This window comes from Paracoccus sp. UBA5162, assembly GCF_002413585.1.
In the GTDB taxonomy this organism is placed as follows: domain Bacteria; phylum Pseudomonadota; class Alphaproteobacteria; order Rhodobacterales; family Rhodobacteraceae; genus Paracoccus.
Map to the genome: position 1 here is coordinate 30,993 of NZ_DHXG01000078.1, position 23,490 is coordinate 54,482.

Consider the following 23,490-nt stretch of genomic DNA (forward strand, 5'->3'; position numbering starts at 1 on the left):
CCCTGCCCCACGGTCACGTCTTCCGCTCTCTGGACCAGCGCATCGAAGACCGCGCGAATCCGAGACAGGGCACGGAATTTTTCGTGCGTGAGAACGAACACCGGCAGGTCCGCGAGCGTCATCTCGGGCAGGACGCACGCCAGTCGGGGCTCGGCCTGCGTGGGGGGGGGCGGCAGCAGGTCCGCTGGGGGGCTGTCCTGGCAACGAATGTCCGGTCAGAACCGCATCGCCGCGGCTGCGAAACGTCCAGGCGGGATGGCGGGCGTACCGACCGGGCCATTGCTGACCTGACCTGTCCGATCTGGGCAAGGCCCCTTGCCCGTCTGCTTGATGAACCGCAACGGATATCGGCCGTTCAAACGGGTGCAGTTCGCTGGCTTCTTCGACGCCATCGGCACGCAGATGACCGAGGGCCCCAGGCGCAAGGCACGGCTTTGGCGGCATGATCCGTGCGTGGGCCCGCCGGGCCGCATGACCTCGGCTGCGTCCGGCGGCCTGAAGAACGGATGCTGTTTTCTCCGACCCGGTCGCCGCAGCGCCGCCTGCGCGACCCCTCCAGGAGCATGTGCGACATTGCGGCGCGACATTGCCGCGCGGGTCATTCTCTGCTTGAACCTGTAGCCGGTTTAGGTTGTAGGCAGACCCTCGAATGAGGTTTCCATCCCTCCGTAGAGGCAAAAGGGACAGGGCATGAAAAGCATTTGCGGCGGGCGGCCTGCTGATCAGGACAGCGAACCGGGCCCTTGCCCATGAGGCGCCTGGTCATCGAGATACGGACGCAAGCGTCCTGCGGATGCTGTGGCGGCTGGAGCCCACTGATGCATAAGGCGCGATGCTGGCGGCATGGTTCTGGCGGGGCTCGACCGCAGCCCACGGGTCCGTGCCTCCCATCCCTGCAATCCGGGTCGCGCGTGCGCAATGATCTTTGAAACTGCAAGCCGCCGACGGTCGGACCCCAGAGACAGGGACACGCATCGAATCCCCCGGCCGCTGACGGCTGGCGGTTTTCGGCGATCCGTCGCCGGTGCGGTCGGCCCGGACCGGGTCACCGCATGAACGTCGCGATCCTCGACCCGCTAGGACCGAGCCTGTCTCCGGTCGCGCTTGCCGTTCTTGGCGGCGTCGCGTGGCTCTATCTGCGCGGCATGGGCCGGCCCCGCATCGTCGGCGAACAGGTCGGACCGGTCCGGCACGGCCTGTTCGCGGCCGGAATGCTGCTGTTGGCCCTGGCCTTCGAAGGGCCGCTGGCGGGCGCGGGGCAAAGCCTTTTCCTGGCGCATCAGGTTCAGCATCTGGTCATCCGGCTGCTGGGGCCGTTGCTGTTCATCCTGGCCTATCCCTGGCCGGTCCTGCGGGCGGGTCTGCCCCGGCCGGTTCGCCGCTGGCTCGGGCGGCGCAAAGACCATCCCGCGGCACAGAGCGCAGCGCGAGCCCTGTCCCGCGTCGGCACGAGCTTCGTCCTGCTGGTCGCGTCGCTCTATGTCTGGCAGGTGCCGGTGCTGCACAACGCGGCGGTCGCCATGCCGCCGCTGGCGCTTGTGGCGCATCTCGGCATGACGCTGGCGGGTCTGAACTTCTTTGCCGTCACGCTCGACCGGCGCAGCCCGCCCGAGGGCGCACCCCACGGAAAGCGGCTTCTGGCGCTGGTCGGTGTCATCGTCTCGAACATCCTGCTCGGCTCGCTCACCACGATGAAGGAGATGGTGCTCTATCCCGCATATGACGCCGCCGGACGGCTGTGGGATTTCGCGCCAATGGCCGACGAGGCGACCGGGGGTTACACGATCTGGGTTCCCTCGTCCTTCGTCATCCTGGCGGCCATCATCCTGGCCTTCAACGGCTGGAACCGGACCGAGGTCCGACGCTGGAACGCGCGGCACAACTGGAGCGGATCGAACTCGGCCGCGCTCGAATTTCCCGAAACCGCGTATGAGTTGCGACTGAAGGTGGCCGAGTCAAACCGCCGCATGGGTCGCACGCTGGCGCTGATTTCGGTCGCGATGTTCGCCACCGTGATCATTACCGGCGCGACAATCATCTACGCCTTCTAAGAGACCAAGATGCCGATCCCTGCACCCCGAACCGCCCGGCTTCGTCCGATCCGGCCCCGCGTCTTGCTGCCTGTTGCGGCCCTGACCATGCCTTCCGTCGCGCTGGCTCATGGCGGCGAAGGCCTTTCGGCCGCCGAAGCCTGGACGGCCTGGAACCTCACCCCCGAAATCAGCGGTCCGATCCTGCTGATCCTGGCGGTCTACCTGCGCGGCGCGTGGCGCCGCCGTTCCGTTACAGGACCGGTCCCGGCCCTGCGGCATGTCCTTTTCGGGGGTGGAATCCTGGCGCTGTTCCTGTCGCTGCAATCGCCGGTCGATCCGATGGGCGAACGGTTGTTTCTCGCCCATCAGATCCAGCATCTTTTGCTTCGGATGGTGGGGCCGATGCTGGTCGTTCTGTCGCGTCCTCAGGGCCTGCTGATCGCGGGCCTGCCGGAATTCCTGCGCAAGTGGCTGGTAGCGCCGCTGATGACCGACGGCGCGGTCTCGGGACTTTACCGCCGTCTGACCGGCCCGGTCACGGCATTCGTGATCTTTCTTCTATCGCTCTATTTCTGGCAGATTCCGCCGATCCACAACGCCGCCCTGCTTGATCCGGCGATCCACTGGACGATGCATCTGACGATGCTGGCGGGCGGGCTGGTGTTCTTCGCGATGATCTTCGACCGGCGCGACCTGCCCTCTGACCCGTCGCACTTTCTGCGTGTCGTGCTGCTGTTCGCGGCGATCGTGTCGAACATTCTTCTCGGCGCGATCACGGTTTTCAAGACCAGCATCCTCTACACCGCCTACGACATCGAGGGGCGGCTTTTCGGCATCGCGCCCTTGACCGACGAGACCGCCGGCGGCTTTATCCTCTGGGTGCCGGGCAGCATGATGCTGGTGATCGCCATACTGGTTGTCGTCTTCGACTGGAACCGGACGGAGGGAAAGCGGCTGCGGCGAGGTCGGGACATGGCCGGACCGGTCCGGGGTCCGGTTTCGTCCGGCGGCGACTATGGAAGAAGACCGGCCCGCGCGGCGACGGCGGCAAACAACCGTCTGGGTCTGCTTCTGGGCCTCGGGGTGCTGACGATATTCGGACTGATCCTCGGCACGGGTATCTTCATCCTGTCGGTCGGCTGACAGCCTGGTCGAAAAACGCCGGACGGGCGCGCGCGCGGGGCCGCAATCGGCGGCGGGGATCAGCGTCGTTCAGTGCATGTCACCAGCGGGATCGGCGACGCAGGATCGCCGGCAGCACGACCAGCGCGGCCGCCCCGGCGAGCCAGATGAGGATCAGGCCAGCCTTGGCCAGGACATGGACCGGGCCTATCGCCCAGCCGACCAGCCCATCGACATTCGCCGCGTCGCGCAACGCCGAAGCCTCGCGGCCAAGGCCGAACCAGCGCGCGAAACCGACGCCAAGATCGGTGGCGGAGCCGGTCATGCCCGCGGCCCAGGCCAGGACCGGATCGACCAGCGCCCAGAGGCCAAGCGCGAGAAGGCTCCAGACGATCAGCCCGCCCAGAAGGACCGCGCCAGCGATGCGCGGGCCGCGCGCCGGGGCGATGTCGCCGAAGCCGCTGCGGTCGTCGCCGTGGCCGCCCCTGCCGGCATCGCGATATCGGTCCCCGCGGCGCCCGTGTTTCCCGGATCGAAAGAGATGGTTTCCCATGCTGCCTCTGTCCTCACATATGGCTCGGATCCTCGGTCTCGGCCGCCTCGGCGTCCTCGACCTGGATCGTGGTGTGGGTGATGGCGAAGTCCTCTTTCATCGCCTTGCGGGCCGCGGCAAGCACATCGCTGCCGCGGGCCGGGTCGTCCACGACCAGATGACAACTCATCGCGTCGAGGCCCGAGGTCAGGGTCCAGACATGCAGGTCGTGCACCCCGGTCACGGCCGGAATTTCCGCCAGCCGCCGGCGCAGCAACTCGGTATCGACATGGGCGGGCGTTCCCTCCATCAGGATGTTGAGCGCGCCTTTCAGCAAGATCCAGGTGCGCGGCACGATGAACAGCCCGATGGCGGCGCCGATGATCGGATCGGCGATGGTCCAGCCGGTCAGCATCACAACCAGCGCGGCCAGGATCACCCCGACCGAACCCAGCATGTCGGCCAGCACCTCGAAATAGGCGCCCTTGAGGTTCAGGCTTTCCTGCGACCCGGCATGAAGCATCTTCATCGAGATCAGGTTGACGATCAGCCCCGCCACAGCCACCGCCAGCATCGGGCCGCCGAGGATTTCGGGCGGCGCGAAAAGCCGCGCCCAGGCCTCGCGCAGCACGAAAACGGTGACGATCAGCAGCACCACGGCGTTGACCAGCGCCGACAGCACCTCGGTGCGGACATAGCCGAAGGTCATCCGCGGCGTCGCCGGCCGTTCGGCAAAACGCACCGCGACCAGGGCCATGAACAGCCCGCCCACGTCGGTCGCCATATGCGCGGCATCCGCCAGAAGTGCCAGGCTGCCGGTCCACAGCCCGCCCACCACCTCGACGACGAGGAATGTTCCGGTCAGCGCCAGCGCCCAGCGAAGGCTGCCCTTGTGGCGGCTGGCAGAGGTTCCGCCGCCCTGTCCGCCACCGTGATCATGTCCCGCTCCCATGCCGGTCTCAGTCGAAGATTTCGCTGAGCCAGGATTTGCGGCGGCGGCCATGCTTGCCATAGCCGCTGCCATGGTGCCCGCCACCGTGCTTGCCATAGCCGCCGCCATAGCCGCGTTCTTCCGCATAGCCGCGCGGTTCGGCCGGTTCGGGCGCGCGCTGTGGCGCCACGTCCGCCGCACTGCGCTCGATGATCTTGTCGAGTTCGCCCCGGTCCAGCCAGACGCCCCGGCAATCGGGGCAGAAATCGATCTCGACACCCTGCCTGTCGGCCATGCTCAGCGGCACGTCACAGACCGGGCAGCGCATCTTGCCGCCTCCCCCTTGCGGGCCGCGCCCGGCATCATTCACGTCAGCCACCATCCGTCGATCCTCCTGTTCCGATCAGGGGCACGGCCGCCCCTTCGCTTTTCGTCTCCCCAAGATGGGATCTCCAGTAGCTTGAGGTTCAAGGGCCGCGGCAGAAATTTCCTGACGCGTCCCGAGGCCGGAGCTTCGCGGTGATACCGGTTCCGCGGCCTCAGCCGATCCTGCCCAACACGGGAAACGCATCCAGCATCCAGTAGGACAGCGCGCTCAGCTGGCCGGTCATCATCGCAACGCCCATCACGATCATCACCACGCCCGCGATTTGATGCAGGCGGCGCCCAAGCCGGCGGGCGCCGCGCAGGCGGCCGGCAAGGCCGTCTGTGAAGGCGGCCACGATCAGGAACGGCACGCCCAGCCCGATGGAATACACGCCCAGCAGCGCCACCCCCTGCCCGACCGTGGCACTGGCGGCGCTGGCGGTCAGGATCGCGCCCAGGATCGGGCCGATGCAAGGGGTCCAGCCGAAGCCGAAGGCAAGCCCGAGCACATAGGACGCCACCGGCTGCCCGCCCGGCAGATCAAGCTGAAAGCGAAAATCCCGCTGCATCGTCTGGATCCGCGCTGCGCCCAGCATGAACAATCCGAACAGGACGACGATGCCGCCGCCAATGATGTTCAACTCGTAGCGCCAGCGCAGAAGCGACTGGCCCAAAGCCGTGGCCGAGGCGCCAAGGATCATGAAGATCGTCGAGAAGCCCAGCACGAAAAACAGACTGAGCCAGATGGATTGACCACGGCTGGGCCGCGCCGCGCCGCCGACGGTTCGTCCGGCAATGTAGGAGACATAGCCCGGCACCAACGGCAACACGCAGGGCGAGGCAAAGGAAATCACGCCCGCCAGCAGCACGATGGTCAGGCCGATCAGGGAAAGGTCAGGCATGTACGGGCTCTCTTTTCTTGCGGCGCCATGGTCGCCAGCCGGTGGCGTAGGAATAGGCGGCCAGCGGCACGACCAGCCACTGCATGAACGGACTGAGACCGGTATCGATTACCGGAATGACCGGCATCAGGTCGCGATAGGCCCAGGCCTGCCGGACCACGATGTTCAGCCATTCGCTGAAGATGGTGTAGCCGATCCCGAAGGCCAGAACGGCAAGAAGAACGCGTCCGGCACCCAGCCTTGGCCATTCCGAACTGCCAAACAGCAAAAGCGCCAGCACGATCGCGCTGAGCGCGATCAGCACGTCGCCGCCGGTGCAATGCAGCACCGCAAAGACCAGTTCCGGGGGCTTTGCGGTCAGCCAGATGGTATAAAGCGGCAGATGCGCGAATTCCCACAGAAGGTTCGCGGCGGCCAGAAAAAGAAGATAGCGCCGCAGCGCCACCCGCCAGTCGGGCCTTCCCGTCGGACAGATCGTCGTCATCATCGAACCAGTCGGACAATGTTGTCGTGCCGCGGCGGCCCGGGTGGCGGCGCGACGGTCAGGTCGTTGTCGCGACGGCTTGCGCCGAAAGGGCGTCCGCCGCGCGCAATCACGTGACCCGCGGGCACGGTGCGCGGCGCGTCCCGAGCTTCAAGCTGCGACGGGCTCCGCGTCGCCTCCGCGACCGGCCATTGTTGCGGCAACGGCGGCATCAGATGCTTTCGTCGATCAGGGTCGACATCCGACGGGCCAGTTCCTCGGGCGGCTGGTCTCGCTCCTGGACGACGGTCTCGAAACGCCCGTCGGGCCGCATCAGATAGATGTAGCCGGCATGGGCCATCAGATAGCCATCGGGCGCCGTTTTTTCTTCGACCCGCGTGTACCAGGTCCGGAAACTCTGCGCGGCGTCTGCCACCTGCGCGTCGCTGCCTGTCAGACCGACGAGGCGAGGATGGAAATTCGAGACATACTCCGCCATCACGGGCACGGTGTCGCGGGCCGGATCGACGGTGATGAAAAGCGGCGCAACCTGTTCGGCCCTGGGTCCGAGAAGATCGAGCACGCTTGCCATATAGGCTAGGGTCGTCGGACAGATATCGGGACAATTGGTGAAGCCGAAGAACACAAGCTGCCAGCGGCCGGCGAAATCGGCCTCGGTCACGGCGGTGCCGGTCTGGTCGATCAGCGAGAATTCAGAGCGAACGTCCGCCTCTCCGACGGTCGTTGCCAGGGATGGCGGCGACGGGGTGTAGGCGCGCAGGATCAGCGCGCCGCCTGTCAAAAGCAGAAGCGCGGCCGCAGCAGCCAGGGTCGCCAGCCGAACATGGCGCAGGTTACGGGTCGTGGATGTCATGGTCATCTCATTGAAGGAAGGTTCCGCGCGGGCCCGGCTTCGGGCCCGCGCGGTATCGAGGTCAACCTTCCTTCTGGCCTGACGCCGAGGATTTCATCTGCTCGGTCATGGTCTGCATCATCTCGGTGCAGGCCGCCATCATCGGGCCCATCTGCTGCATCATCTGCATCATCGGCATCATCCCCTGCATGCCTTCCATCCCCTGCATTCCCTGCATGCCTTCCATACCCTGCATGCCGGACATGTCGCCGCCGGTCATCTCGCCATTCATGGATTCACCCGGCTTCATATCTCCGGGGGCTGCGGTATCCTGCGCAAAGGCCGTCGGCGCTGCGATCATCGCCGCAAGCGCGGCGGCAAGGCCAAATCGGGTATTCGTCTTCATGGTCGTCTCCTTGGTTGGGTTTCGTCTCAGTCCCTCGTTGCACCCGGCGCGTCGGCCGGGGTCTTGTCTGCGTCACCGCCCTTGCTTTTGCATGTGGCGCAATATCCGAGGCCGCACATGACGGCACAGGGGGCCAGCGCCAGGATCAGCGGTGCGGCCCCGATCGCCGCGACCCAGCCCCAGTTCAGCCAGAGGCCGGCCCCGACAAGGACCATGGCAGCGACCACCAGGCCCCGGCGATCAAGCGGCAGCCTGAACCGGGCGGGGCGGGTCTGTGGGGTGGATGTTTCGGACATGGATCGGTTTCTCCTCGAAAATGATGTTGTCTGAAGGCTCTCGGCGGCGTGGCACCGGGGTGGCTCGCGCGCGATGATCCCGACCGCCGGGGCGAAGGCATCCATCGCAGGTCGTCACGCAGCGGCGCGCCTGCACCGGACAGGAAAGGTCGCGACATCATTGCCCGGCCTCGCGTTGCAGCTTTCGCACCACCGGCAGAATGTCTTCTTCCAGAATTTGCCGATTGAACGGGCCGACATGCTTGTAGGCAACACGTCCGGCGGCATCGATCACGAAGGTTTCCGGAATGCCGTAGACACCCCAGTCGATGGCCACGCGCCCGGACAGGTCTGCTCCGATGCGGGTGAAGGGATCGCCCAGTTCGTCGAGAAAGGCCAGCGCCTCGCCGGCCTTGTCCTTGTAGTTGATCCCGTAGATCGGGACTTCGCCCGTCTTGGAAAGCTCGACCATCAGCGGATTCTCGGCCCGGCAGGGCACACACCAGGATGCCCAGACGTTCACAAGCGAGACCTGTCCACGCAGATCAGCCGAGGACAGGCCGTCATCGCGCCCCTCGATCGGCGGCAGCGTGAATTCGGGCACGGGTTTTCCGATCAGCGGTGATGGCAACGGGCTGTTGTTGTTCAAAAGCCCCCAGAAGAAGGCCGCGCCGACCAGGCCGAAGACCGCCAGCGGCAGAAGCAGGACCAGCCGCCCGCCCCGCCGCCGGGGTTCCTGTTCAAGATCCGGGCTCATGATCCCTCCTCGTCTTTCGCGGTGAGTTTGGCCTGCATGTCACGCTGAAGATCCGGCCATGTGCTCTTGATATAGGCCAGCACGGCCGTGATCTCGGCGTCGGTCAGCACGTCCCCGAAAGCCGGCATGTCGCTTTCATAGCCTGCCACGACACCGCCGATGCCCAGCTTCGTAAAGTCGAAGAGTTGCCGGTCGGGGTGTTGCCAGCTGTGCCCGGTCTGGTCATGCGGAGGCGCCGGCATCCGGCCGTCAGGCAGCCGCCGCTTCCAGTTCGGCTGACCTTCCAGATTTGCGCCATGGCAGGACGCGCAGGTATTGGCATAGATCTCCTGCCCCTGCGCGATCCGGTCGGCACTGACGGGTTCACCCAGGAACGTGATCGCTTCCGGCGCGGCAGGTGGCTGCGCGGCCGCGAACTGCATGGTCGTCGCAAGACCCGCCGCGATGGCGCAGGTGAAGGTCAGCGCCCTGCCTTTCATGCCGGGCTCCGCAGATATTTTACCAGCGCCGCGACCGTCAGCACCAGTATCGCAAGCACGAGCAGCAGCAGCAGGACGCCGCCCGCCATCATCGTTCCCATCATCGGGCCGCTCATCATTCCGCCCATGCATTCACTCATCGGAATAGACTGCCACGCCCTCGGGCCCGAAGGAATAGACCCTCAGCGTGCCGGACTTCTGCTTCGCCATGCCGGGGGCGTTGGGGGGCATTCCGGGCAGGGTGATACCGGTGATCTCGGGCTTTTCCTCCAGCAGACGGTCGACCACCTCGGCCGGCACCAGACCGCCGATGAAATAGCCGCCGACCTTCGCCAGATGGCAGCCGAGCCCCTGCTGCGGCACGCCCACCGAAACCGACGTCTTGTCGAAGTTGCGGTCGTCGATGATCTCGACCGTGTATCCGGCCTTTTCCATATAGGCGCCCCAGGCGTCGCAACATCCGCAGCCGGGACTGCGCCACATGGTCAGCTGCTTGCTCTGCGCGGCCGGTTCCGCCGGCGCGCCGGCGCTGGCCGCCGAACCCGTTTCCTGCGCGAAGGACGGCAAGGCAAAGGCGATGCCGCCTGCAACTGCAAGGGCTGCTATCGGGGCGAATGCAAAAACGTTTTTCATGTTGATGTCCTTCAGATGGCCGCCAGCGCGGACCAGGTGGTGCCGCCGTCGCGGCTCTGTTTCAGACCGCCGTCCACGGCGGCAAAGATGTAGTCGGGATTGGTCGGGTGAACCGCCACCGAGACTGCGTCACCCGGCGCAAGGCGCGACCAGACCACGCCGGCGTCGCGCGAGGTCCAGACGCCTGATGAAAGGGCTGCATAGAGGGTCTGGGGTGCGGAAGCCGCGCTGACCAGCGCCCGGATCGGCTGGCCCGCCGGAAGCGGGGCTTCGGAGGGCGGGGCATCGCCGGAAACCAGGGCATCCATCGCGTTGCCTGGCTGGACATCCTGCCAGCGGCAGAAGCAATCGGGCAGTCGTGTCAGCCCCTTCTCGGTTCCGGCATAGATCCAGATCCCGCCCATGCCGGTGGCAAGATCGACCGAGGCGAGCGTCAGAAGATCCCGCTCGGCCTCGTCCAGCCAGGGACGATCCATGGCAAGGCTCCAGCTTTCGCCGGCATCCTCGCTTTTCCACAGCCCGTCGCCGCGGATCGCGGCATAGATCATGTCGGGCTGGCCGGCCGCGATCGCCAGGGCGTCCGTCGGGCCCGCGGGCAATCCGCTTGCGCGGCTTGTCCATGTCCTGCCGCCATCTTCCGACAGCGCGATGCCGTCGGCGGCCAGACCTGCCAGGATCCGGCCCGGTCGTTCAGGATGCGTCGCAAGTGTCAGGATCTGCGCGGGGCCGGATAGCGGCGACCAGGACTGGCCGCCGTCATCGCTGCGAACCAGGGCTTGTCCCGCGGCCAGCAACACATCGCCGTCGAATGCCAGCGCCGCAAGCGACGAGCGCGCAGGATCGGCCGCGCGCAGCGACGTCGGCAGAAGAAGAAGGCCGGCTGCCGCCAGCGATGCGGTCAGAAATCCGCGTCTGGACGGGTCGGAAAAACAATGCCGGCTTGTCGCTGCCGATCGTGAGGCGGCCGAAAGCGGCATATGGGGAAATCGAGTCATCGTTCATCTCTTGCTGATCATCGGGTTGGTCGCCGGAAGACAGAGGGCAGCGGGCGACGGTTCGGCCTTGCATCGAAACAGGCGCACGGGCCGGCACGACAAGGCGCCCCGATGCAGTCATGCACCGGGCGTCGGATCAGACGAGGATTCTTGGAGGCTGCTTGGCGGGCGTCCCGATGACACCACTGGGGGCATGGGCTGCCGCGGGCCAGAGCGAACTGCCCGTCGCCTCGGCAAACCTGTCGGTTTGCGGCGCCAGGACGGCCGAAAAACTGCCCGCCCCGCAGAAGAATTCGCAGGCAAGTCCCATGCCGCCAGCGCCGGAATCGCCGCAAGCGTCGCAATCCGCCATGTCCGAGGTTGCCACATCGACCGCAGCCATCTCGGTGGCGATACCCGCCGACCCGGCGGCCTGCGCGACCGTGCCGACCGCGAAAGCGGCAAGCAGGGCGACCAGAATCAGGCGGGCGAACAATTGCATGGCTGGTATCTAGCCTCCGGCCGGCGGAAATGCCAGTGTGGCGTATGCGCGATTTGGTGATCGACTCGCCAAAGCCCATCCGGCCCCGCCCGGCCTCGGCCCGACCGCGACAAAAGGCCGGCCGGTCATAGCCATGACGGCCAGGCGCGGGATCGCGATGGCGGATGGTCCTGACGAGCCTTCCGTCTGATCCGCGACAGGTCCGATGGTCATGGCAGCGATCCTTCTCGACTGAGACGAAACTAATCCTTCCACCAGGGGGAAGGTCAAGCGAGCAGAAGAAGGTTTTTCCGCTTCTCGGCGGATCGCTCCGCCTTGGCGGGAAAGGCCCGCCATATCCTCGTCGCGGCGGGGTCGGTTCTCGGGACCCATCGGCGCGCGGCGATCCGGATCGCCGCGCGACCGCCTTCGGCGGAGGCCCGACAGCCGGCGCCGGATCAATCCACTTCCGACAATGCCGTCAGACGATGAATCTGTCCCAGCTTCCGTAATGCTCGTCGCTGCGGCGCCCGCGCGGCAGGCTCAGCAGGATCAGCGCACCGCCCAGCATCATTCCGACAAGGCTGCCCGCGACGGTTCCGCCCTCCAGGAAAAGTGGTGCGACGATCAGCCACAGGCCGAAGAGAATGTTGAGAAATCTCAGCGGCCGCGCGACTTCGGCCCAGGCGATGACCGCGGTGGTCAGCACCAGCGCTCCCATCAGGTGATCGCTGTTGGCCATCGCCGCCTCGTTGCCGAATATCGCGCGAGAGAACATCAGGAAGATACCGATCCCGGCGCTGAGCGCGAGGGTCCAGGGCACGATGACGCCGCGCGCGCCTTGCCGAAAGACCGCCAGGACGCCGGCGTCGAAGCTCATGTCTCCGCCCTTGCTGCTGCCGGGCAGCGCGTCGCCGCGGAAGAAGGCACGCCAGAAGGGGCGGCCGCGCCGGGTGTTCCAGACCATGAACTGGATCATGGCCACGATCTCGTCCAGCGAGAAGGGGATCATGATCAGCATCGCCAGCGCAGCCATCAGGCAGATGGTACAATAGGTGCCGATGGTGATCGGCTGGATGATGATGAAATAGATGCTCACGATGCCGAGCGGCCCGACCACGATCCCGAACAGCGCCACCATCCACGGCATCGTCCGCCAGCGCAGGCGGCTACCCATGACGCCCATCAGGATCTCGAACATGTAGCTCATGGCGCCAAGTCCGCCATCGGCGATGGGCCAGGCTTTCGAGACATCCGAGGTGACGATGTATTCGGTGCCGTTCAGGCCCGAGGGCGAGGAGAAGAACGGCTCCCAGACGCCATCGACATGGCCAAGCTGATAGGCCGCGAGGATCCGCGACAGGATGAACCCCACAGCGCCCAGTGCGATGATCGGAAGGCGCTGGACATAGGTCGAGGGACAATAGGTCCATCCGGGAGGGATGTCGCCATCGTCCATCATCCCCTCGCGCGACATGCCCGGCATCATCGGGATCAGGATGGTCAGCGCGATCACCAGCGCGCCGATCAGGGTGTCGTTGGCATAGACCGACGCATCCGGTGTCCAGAAGATCAGCGGGGCGGCCAGCAGCCAGACGCCAAGCGCGGCATTCGCCCATTGCGCCCAGCCCATGCCGGGGCGCAGCGACAGCCCGGCAAAGACCATGATGAGCAGTCCGGTGAAAACATCGTTCCAGGCGGTCAGCCAACTGCGCGTGGCAGCGTCCCAAAGTCCGCGATCCTCGGTCACGCGCTGGACTGCGGCGCTGAACTCGGTCTGGTCGAACGTGCCGAAGACCGACGGCGCGGTTGCCAGCCAGAGGCCCAGCCCCATCACCAGCCAGTGAACCCAGAGCATCGAGAAATGCATCTGCCGCATCTGGGCGGCTTGGTCGCGTTCGGCCGTATCCTGTTCGGCGGCGGGCGGCGCGTATTCCGCCGCCTCCTCGGCGGCGGCTTTCTCGACCTTTGCCGCCGAGACGCGGGCGGCATTCAGGCCATTGCCGCGATACCAGGCATAGGGATCGTCCTTCAGCCCCTGAAGGATCTTCGGCATGTCGTCGCGCAGGCTGTGCTGCGGCGTCCATCCGAGATGCTTTTTGGCGGCCGAAAGATCCAGTTCATAGTGATCGCTTGAAATGTCCACCATCCAGGCGCGGATGAAGGCATCCTCGCCGAAGACCCGGTTCTCGATCCACGCCCCTGCCTTGGCCAGGCGCGGCGGCACGTTCCAGGTGATCCAGTCCTCGCCATGCAGTTCCCGGCCGATCAAACGCTGCAACTCGCCGAAGGGGACGGGATCTTCCTCGCCCAGCAGCACCGGGAAGATGTCCGGCAGATCGGCGCGCCTGTCCACGATCCGCTCCAGCGCGTCGAGCAGATCCTCCAGATGCAGGAATGCCTGCCCGCGTGCCAGATCGCCGGGATAGACCTTGCCGCTGAACCGCTTTTCGTGGATGCGGGCGATCTGATGGGCGAGGAAGGTCGAACGGCCGCTGTCGTCATAGACGCCCGCGGGGCGCATCAGCACAAGCTTCTCGTGGCCCCGCTGTTCGCGCAACATGGCCTCGGTGCGGATCTTGGAGGCGCGATAGGGCAGCTTCGGATCGAAGGGATCATCCTCGGCGATCGGCCGCCCCGGTTCGGTGGGTGCGTGGGCCAGCATGGTCGAGGCGAAGACGAACTGCTCCAGCTCGAATTCCTGCAAGCCGGTCAGAAGACGTTTCGTCCCATCGACCGTCACCGCGTCATAGGCGCCGCTTTCCTTTCCCGTCAGGTCGAAATAGGCGGCAAGATGGACGCAGGCGGCGATGCGGTCGCCATAGGCGAGACGCAGGCGGGACAGCGCCTTGTCAACGCTTTCCTGGTCGGTGATGTCGAAACAGATGCATTCGGCCTGATGCGGCGGATGCGGCGGCGAATGCCGGTCCAGTCCCACGACCCGATAGCGCCGGTGCAGGCGCCGCACCACCGCGCCGCCCAGATACCCGCTTGATCCGGTTACGACGACAAGAGGTTTTTCGCGATCATCCATCCGGCCTTCCGCCCCCTATTTCCGCAGGTACTTGATCAAGGCGGCCACGACCAGGACCGCCACCACCAATGCGATGAGCCAGAAAAGGCCCATCCCGAACATCATGCCGCCGCCAAATCCGTTGTTCATCACGCCATTCTCCCTTTCCCGTTCGTCGTCTGGGGCCGTGCCAATCATCGCGATGCCGTCTTTCAACGGCTGAAAGCGCTGTGATTTTGATCGGGATCGACCTGGTGCGACCCTGCGCCTGCCCTTCAATCTGCCCGATCCCCGGCCGCCCGTGAAGCCTGTTCGCGGACCGGCGGAGTTTCGCGACATCGCCGGGACCAAGGATCACCCCGCCTTGCCCGTCGCCTTCTGAAAAGGCTTTGTCCTGGCAGCCGGAAGGTCAAGCCCCGCCGCAGGTCATTTTCCTTCTTGACCGTGCGCCTGCCCGCCCCCCGTGCCGGCGCGCAGGCCGTGCGGGGAACAAGGTCACGGGCGGCAGGCCCAGCCAGGAAAAACGATGCCCACGTCTGCCATTTCAGCTTGAATCCCAAGTGCCGCTAGGCGAGGCCGGATGCGCAAGTTGAAGATCAGCGCCCTGACCCGTGCAACAGGCCATCGGCCGCGCGTCTAGAAGTCGCCACCCGCCGCCAGCGCGCGTTCGTATTCCTGGCCCGGAATCGCGTCCAGCAGGCTGCGCGTATAGGCCGTGTCGGGGTCGTGCAGCACCTTGCCCGTCGGTCCCACTTCGACGATGGCACCTTTCTGCATGACGATGATCCGGTCGCAGATGCGGGCGGCAACGCGCAGGTCGTGGGTGATGAACAGCATCGACAGGTTCAGCCGCGCCTTCAATTCGGCCAGCAGATCCAGAACCTGCGCCTGTATCGACACATCCAGCGCCGAGACCGCCTCGTCCGCGATGATGATCGACGGTTCCAGCGCCAGCGCACGGGCGATGCCGATCCGCTGACGCTGGCCGCCGGAAAATTCATGCGGGAAACGATGCATCGCCGACGGGTCCAGCCCGACCAGACCCAGCAATTCCCGTGCCCTTTCCATCGCCTGCGCCCGGCCCGTGCCATAGGCGATCAGCCCTTCGGTCAGGATGCGCGATACCCGCGCGCGCGGATTGAGCGATGAGAACGGATCCTGGAAGATCATCTGAAGCTGGCGGCGCTTGTCGCGCAGTTCTGCCCCCGACATCAGCGCGATATCGGCACCCCCGATCATCACGCGGCCGCCATCGGGGTCGATCAGGCGTGTCAGGCAGCGCCCGACCGTGGATTTGCCAGAACCGCTTTCGCCGACGATGCCGATGGTTTCACCGGCGTGAAGATCGAAACTGACATCCCGCACCGCCCTGACCACGCGCGGCTTGCCGAACAGCCCGCCGCCGCCCGTGACGAAGGTCTTGTTCAGCCCCTCGACGCTCAGCACCGGCACGCGGTCGCCGGCTGGGGCATCGGCCTGCAGGGTCAGGCGCGGAATCGCGGCGATCAGGGCCCGAGTATAGGGATGCCGGGGTCGCAGCAGAACCTCGTCCGCCGCGCCGGTTTCGACGATCTCGCCGGTCTGCATGACGATCACGCGATCGGCGATGTCGGCCACGACACCGAAATCATGGGTGATGAAGATCACCGCCATCCCGCGCGACCGGCGCAAATCCTCGATCAGGTCCAGGATCTGGGCCTGGGTGGTGACGTCCAGCGCGGTCGTGGGTTCGTCGGCGATCAGGATGTCGGGTTCCAGCGCCAGCGCCATGGCGATCATCACCCGCTGACGCTGCCCGCCGGACAGTTGGAACGGATAGGCGCGGATGGCCGATTCGGGATCGGGGATCCCGACCTCTTCCAGCAGGGTCAGCGCCCGGCTGTGCCGCTGTTGGGGACGCAGTTGGCCATGCGCCTCGAAGACCTCGGCGATCTGCGCGCCGACACGCATCAGCGGATTCAGTGCGCTTAGCGGTTCCTGGAAGATCATCGAAATCCGCCGCCCGCGCAGTTCCAGCATCTGCGCTTCGGACAGGGCCAGGATATTTTGGCCGTCGAAGGTGATGGCGCCGCGCACCGGCTTGACCTCCTGCGGCAACAGCCCCATCACCGCGTTGGCGGACATGGACTTGCCCGAGCCGCTTTCGCCCACGATGCACAGGATTTCACCGGCGGCCAGGTCGAAGCTGATGTCCTTCGCGGCGTAGGCGCGGTCGGCGCCCTCGGGCAAGGCGATGTCGAGGTCGCGGATGCTCAGCAGGCTCATTCCGATTTCCTTGTCAGACGCGGATTGAGGGCGTCGTTCAATCCCTCGCCGATCAGGTTCAGCGCCAGCACGGTCAGCAGGATCGCCATGCCGGGCAGAAAGGACAGCCACCAGGCGGTGCGGATCACGGTGCGTGCGGCGCCGATCATGTAGCCCCAGGACATGATGTTGGGATCGCCCAGCCCCAGAAAGGACAGCGAACTTTCCAGCAGGATGGCCTGCGCCACCATCAGCGAGGCCAGCACGATGATCGGCGGCAGCGCGTTGGGCAGGATATGGCGCAGGATGATCTGCGTGTTGCCCAGCCCCGACAGGGTCGCCGCCTCGACGAATTCGCGCGTGCGCAGGCTCAGCACCTCGCCCCGCACCAGTCGTGCCACCGGCGGCCATGAGACGATGGCGATGGCGATGATCACGAAGGTCAGGCTGGGCTGAAAGATCGCCAGCAGCACGATGGCCAGCGCAAAGCTGGGGATGGTCTGGAAGAATTCGGTAAAGCGCATCAGCACGTCATCGGTCCGGCCGACAAAGTAACCCGCCAGCGCGCCCACGGGCACCCCGATGGCCAGCGCCACGATGGTAGAGACGAGACCGACCAGAAGGCTGACATAGGCGCCATGCGCCAGTCCCGCCAGCACATTGCGCCCCACGGCGTCGGTGCCCAGCGGCAGGCCGTCCTGCGTGAAGGGGGGCAAAAACGGGCGCTGCACCATTTTCCACGGGCTGGTGGGAAACAGGAAGGGCGCGGTCACGGCGGTGGCGATCACCACGGCCAGGATGACCAGCCCGATCACTGCGCCCCGGTTGGAGCGGAAGCGTTTCCAGAACTCTTTCATCTTGTCAGCTTTATGCGCGGGTCAACGATGACATAGACGACATCGGTGATCAGATTGAACAACAGCACCATCGCGCCCGAAATGTAGAACACGCCCAGGATCACCGCATAGTCGCGCTGGTTGATGGCCTCGAACATCAGCCGGCCGATGCCGGGCCAGGCGAAGACCGTTTCGGTCAGGATCGCCCCGCCGAAGATCTGTCCCGCCTGAAGCCCGGCCAGCGTGATTACCGGCAAAAGGGCGTTGCGAAGGATATGCCGGCGCTGGATCACCCGGTGTTTCAGTCCCTTGGCACGGGCGGTCTTGACGAAATCCAGCCGGCTGACCTCCAGCATGGAGGCGCGGGTCATGCGCATGTAGATGGCCATGAAGAACAGCCCCAGCGTGCTGGCCGGCAGGACCAGATGCCTGGCCACATCCAGCACATGCGCAAGTCCGGTATAGCCGGCGCCGATGGTCGAATAGCCAAAGCCCGGCAGCCATTCCAGCCAGACCGAAAACACCAGCACCGCCATCAGCGCCACCCAGAACAGGGGCGTGGCGTAGAAAAGCAGCGCCAGCGTGGAAATGATCGTGTCGCTCCACGATCCCTGCCGGGCCGAGGCCGCGACACCCGCGATCACCCCCAGCACCAGCGACAGCACGAAGGCGACGCCGGTCAGCAGCAGGGTCGCAGGCAGGCGGTCGGCGATCAGGTCGGCCACCGGCATCTGCTGCCGATAGGAAAAGCCCAGATCAAGCTGTGCCGCCCCCTTCAGATAGGTCCAGAGCTGGACATAAAGTGGCTGATCCAGCCCGAAGCGCGTCCGCAGATCGGCAAGGAATTTCTCGTCCGCCGCGCCCGCCTCGCCGGCCATGACCGCAGCGGGATCGCCGGGGGCGGCGTGGATCAGAAGGAAGTTGACTATCAGGATGGCCAGCAGGATGAACACTGCCTTGACCAGCCTGCCGAGGATGAACCTTATCACGCTGTCTGCCTTGCCGTCCGTGTGATGCGTTCGGTCCGGGCCAACGCCTTGGCCCGGACGGCGGGACCGGTGTCCCTATTGCGCCTTGTCGATCCAGACATCGCGGAATCCGTCATTCACGCCCAGGGCGGTGTTGACCGGGTTCTTGATGTTGCAGCGATAGATCGTCGGGAAGCCCAGTTCCAGCAGCCACAGATTCGGAACGTCGCTGACGATCATGTCCTGGACCTTCTTGTAGGCTGCGCGCCGTTCTTCGGGGTCGGCCATCAGGGCCGCCTCCTCGAACAGCTTGTCGACCTCCGGGTTCTGGTAATCGGCCACGTTGTTCCAGGGCGAACCGGGCTCGGCATTGGTGCTCATGTAGGTCCGCGATACGCCCAGGGCCGGATCGCCATACTGATAGAGATAGGTAAAGGCGAGGTCGAAGTCGCGATCGCTGACCTTCTGGTTCCATCCGGCCACGTCGGAGGGCACGATTTCCACGTTCATGCCGATCTCTGTCAGGTTCTGCTTGACCGCTTCGGCCCAGCGTTGCCAGGTCTCGCCATAGGGAAGACCCAGCAGACGGATGGTCTCGCCGTCATAGCTCGATTCCTCCAGAAGCTGTCTGGCTTTCTCGGGGTCATAGGAAATGTCCGGGGTCTCGGCGGAATAGAACCGGGTCGAGGACGACAGCGGACCGGTGGCGACCTTGCCCAGACCGCTCCACAAGGCGTCCCTCGCGAATTCGCGGTCCAGCGCATACATCATCGCCTTGCGGACCTTCAGATCGTCCAGAGGCTTGTTGTCCAGATTGATCCAGATCCAGGACAGCGGCCCGAAATATTCCCAGCCCTTGTCGGTGATGCAGGTATTGTCCATCTCGCGGATGCGGGGCACGTCGAAATTCTCGATCGCGCCGCCGGGCAGCACGTCCACCTGGCCGGTTTCATAGGCCACGGCACGCGAGGCCGCATCCGGGATCACCTGATAATAGATCTCGTCCACATAGGGCTTGCCCTCCATGTAGTAATCCTCGTTCCTGACCAGCCGGATATAGCTGCCCTTGACCCATTCCGCGAACTTGAAGGGGCCGGTGCCGATGGGGTTGGCATTCGCCGGATTGTTGGCGAAATCGGTGCCTTCATAGATGTGCTTGGGAATGACCGGCGCCGTGCCCGGCTCGAATATGCCGAGGAAGGGACCGAACGGCTGCTTCAGCTTGAACACGACGGTATAATCGTCGGGCGTGTCGATGCTTTCGACATGTTCCATATAGGTCCGCATCCGTGAATGCGTTTCGCGCAGGAACTTGTCCATCGAGAATTTCACGTCCGCCGAGGTGAACGGCTCGCCATCATGAAAGACCACGCCCTTGCGCAGCTTGAATGTGTAGGTCTTGCCGTCTTCCGATATTTCCCAGGATTCGGCCAGCTGTCCGCTGGGCTTGAGTTCTGAATCATAGCGCAGCAGGCTTTCGTAGATGTCGCCCGCGACCATCTGGGTCGGTCCGTTCTGGAGAAGGCCGATCATCAGGCCGGGCGGTTCGGGCTGGATGACGACATTCAGCGTGCCGCCCGTCTGCGGCTTTGCGTCCTGCGCGGCCAGCGGACCCGCCAGCGCAAGAATGGCGGCGGCGGCCGTGGCGGTGGCGGTGATCTTGATGTGCTTCAACATGGTGTCTCCCTGACGTTGTTATAGGTTCTTGGCATTTTCTGCTTCGGCCGCCTGAAACATGACGACCAGCCCGCTGCTTGCGACGATCCCGATCCGGGGCGGCACAAGCGTCAGACCGTTTCGAGCGATCTGATATAGGCGACGATCCCCTCCCTTGCCGTTGCGATGTCGGTCTGCATGGCCTCGCGGGCCGTCGCCGGGTCACGATTGCCGCAGGCGGAAATGACGATGTGATGCTGCCTGACCATATCCTGCTTTGCGCAGGCATAATATTCCGAAAGCAGCGGCCCCATCCGCAACCACAGCCGGTCCAGGACATCCAGCAGGATCGGCATGTCGGCGATCTCGGCCAGGGCAAAGTGGAATTCCTGGTTCAGCTGGTTGGCCTGCTGCCACCGCGCGGCGGCAATGGCCTCCTCGTTGCGCGCCACGATCCGCTGCAACCGGGCCACATCCCGGTCCTGCGCCAGCTCCGCGGCGCGGGCGGCGGCCAGCCCCTCCAACTCGATCCGGATCAGCGCGATCTCGTGATACTGGCTGATGGTCAGCACCGGAACCCGCACATCGCGACCCGAGCGTTGCACCAGCGCGTTGTCCCGCAGCAATCGCTGCACCGCATCGCGCACCGGGGTCGAACTGGTGCCCAGGGCCTCTGCCAGACCGCGGATCGTGACCCTCTGGTTCGGTCGCAGCTTGCCGCGCACCAGATCCCGGCACAGGCGCTGGTAGATGGCGTCTCCAAGCGAATCCCTGCTGATTACCTTCATCCTCTCCCCCAGCCCCATTCCCGGCAGGCTTTCCGCCGATGGGCCGATTTTGGTGCATGATGCATCATGTTCATTGAATCCGCAAATCATGCCTGCGATGATGCCGGCACGCGCCAAGCGGGCCGGACGCGCCACCACGACAGGAACGAACTCTCGCGAAGGAACCGATCATGAAAGCCTTCTTCGACCCGCGCCAGCTGCGCCATGCGCCCGAAATCTATTTCCGGCGCGGGGCGGCCATGCCGCATCAGGAACAGCCCCGACGCGCGGAATTGTTGCGCGACATGCTGATCGGGGAAGGGTTCGACATCACCGGACCGCGCGATTACGGAGCCGGGCCGATCAAGGCGGTTCACAATCCCGATTACGTCGATTTCCTGACCGACGCCCATGCCCGCTTCGTGGCCGATGCCGGGCCGGACGCGCTGGCCATCCCCACCACCCATCCGGGCGCCAGGCGTGGCAGAGAGCCCCGTGACATCCACGGCCAGTTGGGCTGGTGGATGACCGATACATCGACACCGCTGACCGAAGGCACATGGGAGGCGGCCTATTGGTCAGCCCAGACCGCCATCGCAACCGCCGAGGACATCATCGCGGGTGCGCGCGCGGCCTATGCCCTGTGTCGTCCGCCGGGTCACCACGCCATGCGTGATTGTGCCAACGGATTCTGCTTTTTCAACAATGCCTGCATCGCCGCGAACCACCTGACGCGAAAATTCCGCAAGGTCGCGCTGATCGACGTGGATGTGCATACCGGCAATGGTTCGCTCGACATCCTGTACGAGCGTGGCGACATCTTCTTCTGTTCGCTGCATCCCGATCCCGGAACCTTCCCGACCTTCTATCTTGGCCATCCCGACGAGACCGGCGCGGGCGAAGGCAGGAACCGGTCACTGAACATCCTGCTGGAACACGGCGCGGGCGAGGCCGAGGTGCTTGCGGCGCTGGACCGCGGTCTGTCCGCGATCCGCGATTTCGGGGCCGAGGCACTGGTGGTCTCGCTGGGCTTCGACATGGCCGCCGACGATCCGCTGGCTGCGGTTGCGGTCTATCCGGGCGGTTTCGCGGAAATGGCCCGCCGTCTGGCGGCGCTGAACCTGCCCACCGCGCTGATCCAGGAAGGTGGCTATCTTGGCCCGTCCCTGGCCGACAATGCCCGCGCCTTTCTTTCCTCGTTCCGCGAGGCGACACGATGACGGAACGGCCTGCCCCGATGAACGGCGCCGAAAGCGTCCTGCGCAGCCTTCATGCCGATGGCGTCGAGGTCTGTTTCGCCAATCCCGGCACCTCCGAGATGCAGTTCGTCGATGCGCTGGACCGAACCAGGCTGATGCGATGCGTGCTGGGCCTGTTCGAGGGCGTGGTCAGCGCCGCCGCCGACGGCTATGCCCGGATGGCCGGCAAGCCGGCGGTGACGCTTCTGCATCTGGCGCCGGGTTTCGCCAATGCCGCCGCCAATCTGCACAATGCGCGAAAGGCACGGGTGCCGATGCTGAACCTGGTGGGCGATCACGCGCTGCGGCATCGGCAATATGACTCGCCGCTTTCCGCCGATGTGGAGGGTGCCTGCGCGCCGTTCAGCGACTGGGTGCGGACGGGCCGGGACGCCGGCAGCTTTGCCGCCGACGCCATGGCTGGGCTGGCGGTGGCCAGGGGCAAGCCCGGCCGCATCGCGACGCTGATCGCGCCAGCCGATATCGGCTGGGACGCGGGCGGCAAGATGGCGGCCCCGGTGGCGACCGCCGGCCCTGCCCCGCTGGACGAGACGGCGCTGGATGCCGCCGTGACCGCGCTGGAAAGCGGCGAAAGAACGGTGATCATCGCGGGGTTGTCGGTGCTGGAGGATGTCTCGGCGCTGGCGCGACTGCAGGGCATCGCCGAAAGGACCGGGGCCGATGTTCTTGCCCCCACCTCGAACCGGCGGATGGAACGCGGTCGCGGGCGGTTCGCCATCGGCAAGATCCCCTATCCGATCGACGCGGCGCTGCACTGCCTTGCGGGCTATTCGCGGGCGATCCTGGTGGAAACCCGCCCGCCCGTGGCCTTTTTCGCCTATCCGGGCAAGCCCAGCCTGCTGCTGCCCGAAACCTGCGACACGCTTACCCTGGCGGGGATCGACGGCGATGGGCCGGCCGCCATTGCGGCGCTGGCCGACCGCATCGGCGCCCGGCCCGTCACGGCGCGCGATATCGAGCCGGCGCCGGTGCCGCAGGCCGGGGCCATCACCCCCGTCACCATCGCCGCCGTGCTGGCAGAGACCCTGCCCGAAGGTGCCATCGTCATCGACGAGGCCGTGTCCAGCAGCGGCGACATCTTTCCCGGCGGCGCTGCCGCCGCGCCCCATTCCTGGCTGGCTCTGACCGGCGGCTCGATCGGCATCGGCATCCCGCTGTCGGCGGGCGCCGCGATCGCCTGTCCCGACCGTCCGGTGCTGACATTGCAGGCGGACGGCTCGGCGATGTACACCCTGCAAGGGCTGTGGACCCAGGCGCGCGAGGGGGCGAACGTGACCACCGTGATCCTGGCCAACCGCGCCTACGCGATCCTCAAGGGCGAATTGCACAATGTCGGCGCGCAGCCCGGTCCCGACGCGCTCGGGATGCTGAACCTGGACCGGCCGGGGCTGGATTTCGTGGCCATGGCGCGCGGCATGGGCGTGCCGGGCCGACGGGTCGAGGACATTCGCGAATTCCGGCGGGCCCTGCGCAATGCCATGGCCGAGCCCGGCCCGTTCCTGATCGAAGCGATGATCTGAGCCAGCAACCGGAAAAGGGA

Annotated in this window: 24 protein-coding genes; 4 read left to right on the forward strand and 20 right to left on the reverse strand. The window is 65.6% G+C overall.

Annotation, left to right across the window (positions count from 1 at the left end; translation table 11 throughout):
* The first annotated feature begins 1,052 nt into the window (after positions 1–1,052).
* Positions 1,053–2,051 (forward strand): cytochrome c oxidase assembly protein, encoded by a 999-nt coding sequence (locus tag B4A72_RS12900; RefSeq protein ID WP_292952348.1) that lies wholly within the window; start codon positions 1,053–1,055, stop codon positions 2,049–2,051.
* 87 nt (positions 2,052–2,138) lie between these two features.
* Positions 2,139–3,176, forward strand: a complete 1,038-nt coding sequence (locus tag B4A72_RS12905; protein ID WP_292952345.1) for a cytochrome c oxidase assembly protein — start codon at positions 2,139–2,141, stop codon at positions 3,174–3,176.
* A gap of 79 nt (positions 3,177–3,255) precedes the next feature.
* On the opposite strand, the gene B4A72_RS12910 is transcribed toward B4A72_RS12905, so the two are convergent.
* From B4A72_RS12910 to B4A72_RS13005, 20 genes are all read right to left on the reverse strand, one after another.
* Positions 3,256–3,708, reverse strand: a complete 453-nt coding sequence (locus B4A72_RS12910; protein WP_292952342.1) for a hypothetical protein — start codon at positions 3,706–3,708, stop codon at positions 3,256–3,258.
* Between the two features lie 13 nt (positions 3,709–3,721).
* A complete protein-coding gene (locus B4A72_RS12915) occupies positions 3,722–4,639 on the reverse strand; it encodes a cation diffusion facilitator family transporter (RefSeq protein ID WP_292952339.1) in 918 nt (305 codons plus the stop codon).
* 7 nt (positions 4,640–4,646) lie between these two features.
* Complete coding sequence (locus B4A72_RS12920; RefSeq protein WP_292952444.1) at positions 4,647–4,946, reverse strand: zf-TFIIB domain-containing protein; 300 nt, start codon at positions 4,944–4,946, stop codon at positions 4,647–4,649.
* Positions 4,947–5,157: 211 nt separating this feature from the next.
* Positions 5,158–5,886, reverse strand: a complete 729-nt coding sequence (locus B4A72_RS12925; RefSeq protein ID WP_292952336.1) for a cytochrome c biogenesis CcdA family protein — start codon at positions 5,884–5,886, stop codon at positions 5,158–5,160.
* Positions 5,879–6,373 (reverse strand): hypothetical protein, encoded by a 495-nt coding sequence (locus tag B4A72_RS12930; protein WP_292978765.1) that lies wholly within the window; start codon positions 6,371–6,373, stop codon positions 5,879–5,881. The genes B4A72_RS12925 and B4A72_RS12930 overlap by 8 nt, the downstream gene beginning before the upstream one ends.
* Positions 6,374–6,581: 208 nt before the next feature.
* Positions 6,582–7,223: an SCO family protein gene (locus tag B4A72_RS12935; protein WP_292952330.1), complete on the reverse strand. Its 642-nt coding sequence runs from the start codon at positions 7,221–7,223 to the stop codon at positions 6,582–6,584.
* Between the two features lie 61 nt (positions 7,224–7,284).
* Positions 7,285–7,608 (reverse strand): hypothetical protein, encoded by a 324-nt coding sequence (locus tag B4A72_RS12940; RefSeq protein WP_292952327.1) that lies wholly within the window; start codon positions 7,606–7,608, stop codon positions 7,285–7,287.
* Between the two features lie 26 nt (positions 7,609–7,634).
* The gene (locus B4A72_RS12945) at positions 7,635–7,904 is read right to left on the reverse strand and encodes a hypothetical protein (protein WP_292978767.1); all 270 of its coding nucleotides are present in this window, start codon (positions 7,902–7,904) and stop codon (positions 7,635–7,637) included.
* A gap of 157 nt (positions 7,905–8,061) precedes the next feature.
* Positions 8,062–8,640 carry a DsbE family thiol:disulfide interchange protein gene (locus B4A72_RS12950; protein ID WP_292952322.1) on the reverse strand — a complete coding sequence of 193 codons (579 nt, stop codon included), beginning with the start codon at positions 8,638–8,640 and terminating at the stop codon, positions 8,062–8,064.
* Positions 8,637–9,119 carry a cytochrome c gene (locus tag B4A72_RS12955; protein WP_335662219.1) on the reverse strand — a complete coding sequence of 161 codons (483 nt, stop codon included), beginning with the start codon at positions 9,117–9,119 and terminating at the stop codon, positions 8,637–8,639. The genes B4A72_RS12950 and B4A72_RS12955 overlap by 4 nt, the downstream gene beginning before the upstream one ends.
* Positions 9,120–9,251: 132 nt before the next feature.
* Positions 9,252–9,752 (reverse strand): DUF411 domain-containing protein, encoded by a 501-nt coding sequence (locus B4A72_RS12960; protein ID WP_292952316.1) that lies wholly within the window; start codon positions 9,750–9,752, stop codon positions 9,252–9,254.
* Positions 9,753–9,763: 11 nt separating this feature from the next.
* A complete protein-coding gene (locus B4A72_RS12965) occupies positions 9,764–10,747 on the reverse strand; it encodes a WD40/YVTN/BNR-like repeat-containing protein (protein WP_292952313.1) in 984 nt (327 codons plus the stop codon).
* 136 nt (positions 10,748–10,883) lie between these two features.
* Entirely contained in the window at positions 10,884–11,228 is a 345-nt protein-coding gene (locus B4A72_RS12970; protein WP_292952310.1) for a hypothetical protein, read from the reverse strand.
* Positions 11,229–11,688: 460 nt separating this feature from the next.
* The gene (locus tag B4A72_RS12975) at positions 11,689–14,241 is read right to left on the reverse strand and encodes an NAD-dependent epimerase/dehydratase family protein (protein ID WP_292978769.1); all 2,553 of its coding nucleotides are present in this window, start codon (positions 14,239–14,241) and stop codon (positions 11,689–11,691) included.
* A gap of 15 nt (positions 14,242–14,256) precedes the next feature.
* Positions 14,257–14,436, reverse strand: a complete 180-nt coding sequence (locus B4A72_RS12980; RefSeq protein WP_292978771.1) for a hypothetical protein — start codon at positions 14,434–14,436, stop codon at positions 14,257–14,259.
* A 420-nt stretch (positions 14,437–14,856) separates the two neighbouring features.
* On the reverse strand, positions 14,857–16,485 hold the full coding sequence (locus B4A72_RS12985; RefSeq protein WP_292952301.1) for an ABC transporter ATP-binding protein: 1,629 nt from the start codon (positions 16,483–16,485) through the stop codon (positions 14,857–14,859).
* Positions 16,482–17,321, reverse strand: a complete 840-nt coding sequence (locus tag B4A72_RS12990; protein WP_292952298.1) for an ABC transporter permease — start codon at positions 17,319–17,321, stop codon at positions 16,482–16,484. Before B4A72_RS12990 ends, B4A72_RS12985 begins: the two co-directional genes overlap by 4 nt.
* Entirely contained in the window at positions 17,318–18,289 is a 972-nt protein-coding gene (locus B4A72_RS12995; protein WP_292952295.1) for an ABC transporter permease, read from the reverse strand. Before B4A72_RS12995 ends, B4A72_RS12990 begins: the two co-directional genes overlap by 4 nt.
* Positions 18,290–18,364: 75 nt before the next feature.
* On the reverse strand, positions 18,365–19,945 hold the full coding sequence (locus B4A72_RS13000) for an ABC transporter substrate-binding protein (RefSeq protein WP_292952292.1): 1,581 nt from the start codon (positions 19,943–19,945) through the stop codon (positions 18,365–18,367).
* A 110-nt stretch (positions 19,946–20,055) separates the two neighbouring features.
* Entirely contained in the window at positions 20,056–20,712 is a 657-nt protein-coding gene (locus B4A72_RS13005; protein WP_292952289.1) for a GntR family transcriptional regulator, read from the reverse strand.
* A gap of 170 nt (positions 20,713–20,882) precedes the next feature.
* Between B4A72_RS13005 and B4A72_RS13010 the strand changes: the two genes are divergently transcribed.
* Both B4A72_RS13010 and B4A72_RS13015 read left to right on the forward strand, forming a co-directional pair.
* Positions 20,883–21,911: a histone deacetylase family protein gene (locus B4A72_RS13010; protein ID WP_292978773.1), complete on the forward strand. Its 1,029-nt coding sequence runs from the start codon at positions 20,883–20,885 to the stop codon at positions 21,909–21,911.
* On the forward strand, positions 21,908–23,470 hold the full coding sequence (locus tag B4A72_RS13015) for an acetolactate synthase large subunit (RefSeq protein ID WP_292978775.1): 1,563 nt from the start codon (positions 21,908–21,910) through the stop codon (positions 23,468–23,470). Before B4A72_RS13010 ends, B4A72_RS13015 begins: the two co-directional genes overlap by 4 nt.
* The last annotated feature ends 20 nt before the right edge of the window (positions 23,471–23,490 follow it).

Bases quoted from the DNA above. Each gene is read 5' to 3' on its own strand.
- B4A72_RS12900 (WP_292952348.1), top strand. From the start codon at position 1,053: ATGAACGTCGCGATCCTCGACCCGCTAGGACCGAGCCTGTCTCCGGTC.
- B4A72_RS12905 (WP_292952345.1), top strand. From the start codon at position 2,139: ATGCCTTCCGTCGCGCTGGCTCATGGCGGCGAAGGCCTTTCGGCCGCC.
- B4A72_RS12910 (WP_292952342.1), bottom strand. From the start codon at position 3,708: ATGGGAAACCATCTCTTTCGATCCGGGAAACACGGGCGCCGCGGGGAC.
- B4A72_RS12915 (WP_292952339.1), bottom strand. From the start codon at position 4,639: ATGGGAGCGGGACATGATCACGGTGGCGGACAGGGCGGCGGAACCTCT.
- B4A72_RS12920 (WP_292952444.1), bottom strand. From the start codon at position 4,946: ATGCGCTGCCCGGTCTGTGACGTGCCGCTGAGCATGGCCGACAGGCAG.
- B4A72_RS12925 (WP_292952336.1), bottom strand. From the start codon at position 5,886: ATGCCTGACCTTTCCCTGATCGGCCTGACCATCGTGCTGCTGGCGGGC.
- B4A72_RS12930 (WP_292978765.1), bottom strand. From the start codon at position 6,373: ATGATGACGACGATCTGTCCGACGGGAAGGCCCGACTGGCGGGTGGCG.
- B4A72_RS12935 (WP_292952330.1), bottom strand. From the start codon at position 7,223: ATGACATCCACGACCCGTAACCTGCGCCATGTTCGGCTGGCGACCCTG.
- B4A72_RS12940 (WP_292952327.1), bottom strand. From the start codon at position 7,608: ATGAAGACGAATACCCGATTTGGCCTTGCCGCCGCGCTTGCGGCGATG.
- B4A72_RS12945 (WP_292978767.1), bottom strand. From the start codon at position 7,904: ATGTCCGAAACATCCACCCCACAGACCCGCCCCGCCCGGTTCAGGCTG.
- B4A72_RS12950 (WP_292952322.1), bottom strand. From the start codon at position 8,640: ATGAGCCCGGATCTTGAACAGGAACCCCGGCGGCGGGGCGGGCGGCTG.
- B4A72_RS12955 (WP_335662219.1), bottom strand. From the start codon at position 9,119: ATGAAAGGCAGGGCGCTGACCTTCACCTGCGCCATCGCGGCGGGTCTT.
- B4A72_RS12960 (WP_292952316.1), bottom strand. From the start codon at position 9,752: ATGAAAAACGTTTTTGCATTCGCCCCGATAGCAGCCCTTGCAGTTGCA.
- B4A72_RS12965 (WP_292952313.1), bottom strand. From the start codon at position 10,747: ATGACTCGATTTCCCCATATGCCGCTTTCGGCCGCCTCACGATCGGCA.
- B4A72_RS12970 (WP_292952310.1), bottom strand. From the start codon at position 11,228: ATGCAATTGTTCGCCCGCCTGATTCTGGTCGCCCTGCTTGCCGCTTTC.
- B4A72_RS12975 (WP_292978769.1), bottom strand. From the start codon at position 14,241: ATGGATGATCGCGAAAAACCTCTTGTCGTCGTAACCGGATCAAGCGGG.
- B4A72_RS12985 (WP_292952301.1), bottom strand. From the start codon at position 16,485: ATGAGCCTGCTGAGCATCCGCGACCTCGACATCGCCTTGCCCGAGGGC.
- B4A72_RS12990 (WP_292952298.1), bottom strand. From the start codon at position 17,321: ATGAAAGAGTTCTGGAAACGCTTCCGCTCCAACCGGGGCGCAGTGATC.
- B4A72_RS13000 (WP_292952292.1), bottom strand. From the start codon at position 19,945: ATGTTGAAGCACATCAAGATCACCGCCACCGCCACGGCCGCCGCCGCC.
- B4A72_RS13005 (WP_292952289.1), bottom strand. From the start codon at position 20,712: ATGAAGGTAATCAGCAGGGATTCGCTTGGAGACGCCATCTACCAGCGC.
- B4A72_RS13010 (WP_292978773.1), top strand. From the start codon at position 20,883: ATGAAAGCCTTCTTCGACCCGCGCCAGCTGCGCCATGCGCCCGAAATC.
- B4A72_RS13015 (WP_292978775.1), top strand. From the start codon at position 21,908: ATGACGGAACGGCCTGCCCCGATGAACGGCGCCGAAAGCGTCCTGCGC.